Consider the following 6022-nt stretch of genomic DNA (forward strand, 5'->3'; position numbering starts at 1 on the left):
GGGCATCGTGAAAAATCTATGGCAAAGAAAGCCTTATGTTCTCATAACTGACGATTAAATCGCACCTTCCTTAATATACAGGCAGATATGCTTACACATCTGAACACACGTCTGGTTATGCCCTTAACTCCAAAAACTGAGTCAAATTCTCAGGTCAAGGCATTAACACCCGTTGTAAATATAGAGAATATTGATTATGTCGTGCTGACAACCATGATAACAACAACGGATATAAAAAACCTGCCAGATAAAGATGCGGTAATGGATGCTTCACATTTACGTGATCAACTCGTATCTGCTGTAGACATGATGATTTTAGGTATTTAAGTATTTTCTGGTCAGAGTGGCATTTCACTAAAAAAGTCGGATAACCCTAATTACCCGCCCCAGGCATAACGTCTTGTACTAAACGCCACGCAAACAGAACATCGTTGTTCTGCCCTGTCACCCATCCCTCTTATTTACGGTGGTAACGCTGTAAGTCCGGTATAAAACTGGAGACCCTTTCAGCCGGGAACACTCTTTTAAGCCATTAAATTAAACCGATATAACCAATGTGTAGAAAGCTTTTTATGCCGTTTATTATGGCTACTTTAGGTAAGGGAAATACAGCCGTGAACATGATATTTTTGTCTACTGTTATCCCGGTTAGTCGATGGTTGAGAAAAATTACAAACCAACCCTTACTTCAAATCCTTAACCAGCCTATAGGCTTTCCACGAAAGATTCATGGGGATCAAAAAGTAAACGGCAAAAAAACCAAATAGAGCGACAGGGATGTAATAAAAGACTAAAGAACCAGGATAAATCGCAGGTAAAATAAAGAAAGGAATAAGGATCAGGATGGCGCAAATGATACCTGCGATAAATCGCTTGCTGAGATCATCAATCAACGATCGATAGGATTCATTACCACTCTCTTTTCTGGAGAGAACCTCTCTGAGACGTGCAACATTCTTCTCAGTGAAACCCTTCGCGATCAGATCTTTTTCCGTCAGTTCCCTTTCCATATATCCTCTTGGCAATACGCTATATTTTCCCGCAAACCAGCAGATTTGCGGGAGTGACTATAACATTGCTTCCAATTATATACGGTTGTTCCCAACCTACTACGGCAAATTCAACAGAACCTCCCTGTCCCGTCCTTTCACCTACCCCCGCTTACTTACGGTGGCGGCGCTGGAAGTCCTGCATAAATCCGGCGAGTTTCTCAACGGAGCTGACGCTCAGCGCGTTATAAATCGAGGCGCGCACGCCGCCGATGGCGCGGTGGCCTTCGAGGCCGGAGAAGTCTGCGGCGCGGGTTTCTTCGAAGAACGCGGCTTCAATCTCTTTGGTCGGCAGGGTGAACGCCACGTTCATATCGGAACGGTGCTCAGGCGCGGCCCAGGAGTGATAGAAATCGTCGCTGTTGTCGAGAATGCTGAACAGCAGGTCGGCTTTCACGCGGTTGATTTCACCCATTTTTTCCACGCCGCCGATATCGTTCAGCAGCCAGCGGGTTACCAGCAGCACCACATAAATGGCGAAGACCGGCGGGGTGTTCAGATTGGAGTGGGCTTCAATCTGGCGACGGTAGTCGAGGAATGCAGGCAAGTCTTTGGTGCCGTTCTGCACCACGCTGTCGCGGATCAGCACAATGGTCACGCCTGCCGGGCCGATGTTCTTCTGCGCGTGGGCATAAATCAGCGAGAACTTGTCGGCTTCGCAAGGTTTGGAGAGGAAGTCGGAAGACATATCGCACACGCGCGGCACGTGGTCGTGGCCCAGCACGCGGTTGAATTGCAGACCTTCCACCGTCTCGTTGGAGACATAGTGAATGTAAGGCGCGTCCGGAGAGAAGGTCAGTTCTTCTTCCGTCGGCAGGCGGCGATAACCATCGCTTTCGCCGCTCCAGACCACTTTTACCGGGCCTTCGCGCATGGCTTCGGTGACCACTTTGCGGCTCCAGTAGCCGGTATCGAGATACTCAGCAGCGTGTTTTTTGCCACGCAGCATGGTCATTGGCACCTGGGAGAACTGTTGGGTCGCGCCGCCTTGCAGGAACAGAATGTGGAAATCATCCGGCAAATTCAGCAGCTTGCGAATGTTGTCTTCCGTCTCACGAACAACCGCTTCAAACCAGGCTGAACGGTGGCTGATGCCGAGGATGGACAGGCCCACTTCCGGTACATTGATGATCGACTGCTGAACCTGGTTGAGAACCACCTCAGGCAGCGCACCCGGGCCACCGGAGAAGTTAAGGGCGTTTTTTGGATTTAATGACATAAGTTTTCCACAGTACTCAATAACGAGTGAATTAAGGATTAACCCGCTCTGACAGCAGGTTACGAAACGCGTCGATCACTTTACGCATATGGATCTGTTTGTTGGGGAACAGAACGTCATCATCCATTGCGTGAATAACCATGGCCGGATCGATTTCGAAAACCAGGAACTGACCGTCTTTGGTTTCCGCACAATCAATACCGAGATAATCAAGGCCGGTACGCTGATAAATAGCCTCCAGCGCAACCTTGTGGCGCTCGGCAAAGTCAGCAAAAGTATTTAAAAACACCGCTTCTTCGGCACGCTTGGCGGCATCTTCGTACATACCCGCATTGACGTAGTGAATCATCCAGTGCGATGAAATGCCCATATGGCAGGCATAAGGTTTGCCATCAATCAGCATCACGCGGAATTTGCGGAACTGGCCGTCTTCCCCGCTGTAATCAATAAACTGCGAAAGGAAGAAAACGGGTTCCGGTAACTGCGTAAGGTAGGTAGCCACCTCTGCCGGGGTGTCGAGTTTTTGCAGGCCGTGGCCGCCGTGGGTGCCTACCGGACGCAGGATGATCGGGAACTGATGCCCCTGCACCACATCCGACAGCGCCAGGTTGCCAGCGGCGACTTCATCCAGTTCAGTGCGGGTAACGTGCAGCGCCGGGCTGATTTGCAGGCCCGGCACGTTTTGCAGCAGCAGGCTGGCGGTGTTGCGCTCAGATGAAAACACATACTGCGGGGCGTTGATCACCGGCGTCGGCCAGTCGGCGAGTTTGACTTCCAGTCGTTTAATCAGCTCCCGGGTTTCGTCGCTGGCGCCGATGGCGACCATGACCAGATCATGCTCCGGAATCGCCCAGGCCAGCGGCTCGGCGCCGTGCGGATCAACAAAATAGTAAATCAGGTCGACGTCGCTGTTTTCCAGCAGGCAGTCGAGTGGAACGTTGGCCGAGAGATTGCCCGGCACCACCAGCATTAATAAACGCTGCTTTGCCGGCTGAATGGCGGCGGGGCGCACGTAAATACGCTGTTGCGCCAGCGCCTGATCCTGGATGGTCAACCCCAGTTCTTCATGCTTGAGGCTCATCATCGCCGTGGACAAATTCATCCACAGCATGGCGTCATCCGGGTTGTCCTGCGCGTCGGCAATCATCTGCTGGGTATCGGCGGTGAAATCATACCCGGCAATGCTCATACGCAGGAAAGGCGCGAGTCCGAAAAAATGGGCCGCTGGAGGGAACGCTGCTTCGGACGCGGGCAACGTGTCGGCTGACGCTGGATTGTTCAATCGTCAATTCTCTTTTTGGAAGATGAGTGCCGAAAGCGTCGCCATGCAGCGGCGATTGCTCTTGGACATAGCTTCAGCCATTAAACCAGCAGTCAAGAAAAGCAAAACGCCAATTATCCTCTGTTTTTGGATGCATTTCGGAGAATTTGCCCGCCACGATTTCCCCTTGAGCCGCAATAAACGCCGCCACCGGGCTGTTACGTTCCTGCCCTACCTTATTTTGTAGGCTTAGGGGTTTTCTTCCTGTAAATACTGACGTTTAAACATTTAACAACGAAATATATTGCAATTTTACCGTTTCGCTTAACCGGAAAGACGAATCCACCACCCAGCCAACTCAGGCTCTCTTAAGCGAAATTATTACCCTAAAGAACGCAGGGCATTGCCGATAACTGTTACCAGGGATTTTTCCGTGAGCAGGCTAATGATCAGTCTCAAAACTAACCTTTCGTCGCTTAACACCCAGAACCAGGCTGCCAAAAGCAAGTCGGAGCTGGATGCGTCTATCCGTCGCCTTTCGTCGGGGCTGCGCATCAACAGCGCCAGTGATAACGCGGCCGGGCAGGCTATTGCCAACCGTCTTGCGAGCCAGCAAAGCGCGCTGGCGGTGGGCAAACGCAATGCGGGTGATGGGCTGTCGATGGTGGAGACGGCCCAGAGCGCGCTCGATGAAATCAACAACCGACTGCAGCGCATTCGCGAGCTGACGGTGCAGGGGCTGAACGGCATTAACTCGCAGGAAGATTCAGATGCCATTCAGGCGGAGATCAACCTCAATCTGAAGGCTATCGACCAGCTTAATTCCACCTCCAGCTTCAACGGCATCAACCTGCTCGATGGCAGCGCAGGCAAGCTGGGGTTCCAGGTCGGGGCGCATGATAACGAGAAAATCGACCTCGATTTGTCCTCTCCGGGCTTTAGCGTGGATGAGCTGGGGCTGAAAGACCTGATTATCAGCGGCATCAGCGGCACCGTGTCTGATGTTAACCGCTACACGGGTTATGCCAGTTCAATGTCTCTAAGCAACAGCGCCATCGCTGTAAACTACACCGGCACCACGCTGACCTCACCCAAACTGGTGCGCAGCCCGGTCGACAACGAATATTACATTCAGGGGACGGATGCTAACGGCAACACCGCCTATAACCTGGCCACTTACCGGGCAATCTGGGACACCCAGACCGGTACAGGGACGATTACCATCAATGCCTATTCAGGCACCCCACTGTATAGCGACGCCGGGCAAATCCCTTCCCGCGCCATTACCAGCCTCGACGTCTTCGATGCCGACGGCAACGCCGTCAGCGGCGGCACGCTTACCGAAGACAACGGCCAGTATTATATTCAGCAGGGTGATACTTACTTCCCGGCGAGCCTGACCTTTGGCCCGACCGGCGCGGTGACGGCGCAAATAACCGACCCCGACGGTAAAGAGGATTTCGAATTTACCACCCTGCCCACCAGCGTCACCACCACGCCTGAGGTGGACAGCAGCACCGTGGCGACAACCTTTACCGACGCGAACGGCAATGCGGTTGCAGGCCGGTTGATGAAGTCCGGCAGCCAGTACCTGATGGAAGTGAATAACGGCGGGAATTTGCAGTACTACCCGGCCACCTTCACCGCGACGACGAACGGTACCGCCACAACGTTAAGCGTGGTTGCCACCGCTGCCAGCAGCGTTAACAGCTTTACAGACGTGACGGATGTGTTCGGGAATGCTTACGTGACCCTCGATCCGGCCAACGTACAACTCAATTACACCGACGCCGAAGGCAAGACGTTTAGCGACGTGCTGCGTCTGGACAGCGACGGCAACTACTATATGGATCTCCCCGGCAGCGGAGAGTCGAAGACTGCGACCCTGGTGGTGCATAACACACCGACCAGCCCGTTGTTGCTGAAAACGCTTAACGGCGTGGGTGAGGTGCAGGTCTATTACGCCACCAGCATCTATTCCAATACCGATACCGACACCAACCACACGGTGATGAACATCTCTGAGGTGGGCTCAGGAATCCGTCTGCGCAACCCGGATGATCCGCTGGCCACGCTTGATCGCGCCATCCAGCGCATTGACGCCCGCCGCACGCAGTTGGGCGCCGTAGCCAACCGGCTGGAATCGGTGCAGAACCTGCAGGACAGCGCCACCAGCGCCATCGCCGCCACCCGTTCACGTATTGAAGATGCGGATTATGCGACCGAAGTGTCGGCCATGACCCGCGCACAACTGCTGCAACAGGCCAGTGCCGAGATGCTGGTAAAGGCCAATAGCACGCCGGAGCTGGTGCTGGCGCTGTTACGGGGCTAGCTTTTCTCCTGAGCCCTCAGGGAAGAGGGGGGCGTGCGAACCAATCATTGCGCATTTTTTCACCACTGTACAAAACAATACAATTTCTAAGGAAGGTGCGATTTAATCGGTGGGGTTCAGTGGAGTCCTTATCTGTATTAGCCTTACCTTAGCTGAGCTGT

At 53.2% G+C, this 6022-nt stretch carries 5 protein-coding genes; 2 read left to right on the plus strand and 3 right to left on the minus strand.

All coding sequences use genetic code 11. The annotated features are described in order from the left end of the window. Positions 1–75: 75 nt before the first annotated feature. Positions 76–327, plus strand: a complete 252-nt coding sequence (locus ACSZO4_RS24095; protein WP_437891613.1) for a CcdB family protein — start codon at positions 76–78, stop codon at positions 325–327. 356 nt (positions 328–683) lie between these two features. Here ACSZO4_RS24095 and ACSZO4_RS24100 read toward each other — a convergent pair whose 3' ends face one another. The 3 genes from ACSZO4_RS24100 to ACSZO4_RS24110 all read right to left on the minus strand — a co-directional run bounded on the left by ACSZO4_RS24100 (position 684) and on the right by ACSZO4_RS24110 (position 3550). After that, the gene (locus ACSZO4_RS24100; RefSeq protein ID WP_437891605.1) at positions 684–1010 is read right to left on the minus strand and encodes a hypothetical protein; all 327 of its coding nucleotides are present in this window, start codon (positions 1008–1010) and stop codon (positions 684–686) included. A gap of 151 nt (positions 1011–1161) precedes the next feature. Next, positions 1162–2268, minus strand: coding sequence for a phosphoserine transaminase (locus ACSZO4_RS24105; RefSeq protein WP_437891607.1), 1107 nt, complete (start codon positions 2266–2268; stop codon positions 1162–1164). Between the two features lie 31 nt (positions 2269–2299). Next, positions 2300–3550, minus strand: a complete 1251-nt coding sequence (locus ACSZO4_RS24110; protein WP_437891609.1) for an ATP-grasp domain-containing protein — start codon at positions 3548–3550, stop codon at positions 2300–2302. Between the two features lie 424 nt (positions 3551–3974). Between ACSZO4_RS24110 and ACSZO4_RS24115 the strand changes: the two genes are divergently transcribed. Beyond that, entirely contained in the window at positions 3975–5861 is a 1887-nt protein-coding gene (locus tag ACSZO4_RS24115) for a flagellin (protein WP_437891611.1), read from the plus strand. Positions 5862–6022 lie beyond the last annotated feature (161 nt).

It is taken from the genome of Phytobacter sp. V91 (assembly GCF_965644225.1).
Taxonomy (GTDB): Bacteria; Pseudomonadota; Gammaproteobacteria; order Enterobacterales; family Enterobacteriaceae; genus CBFFRJ01.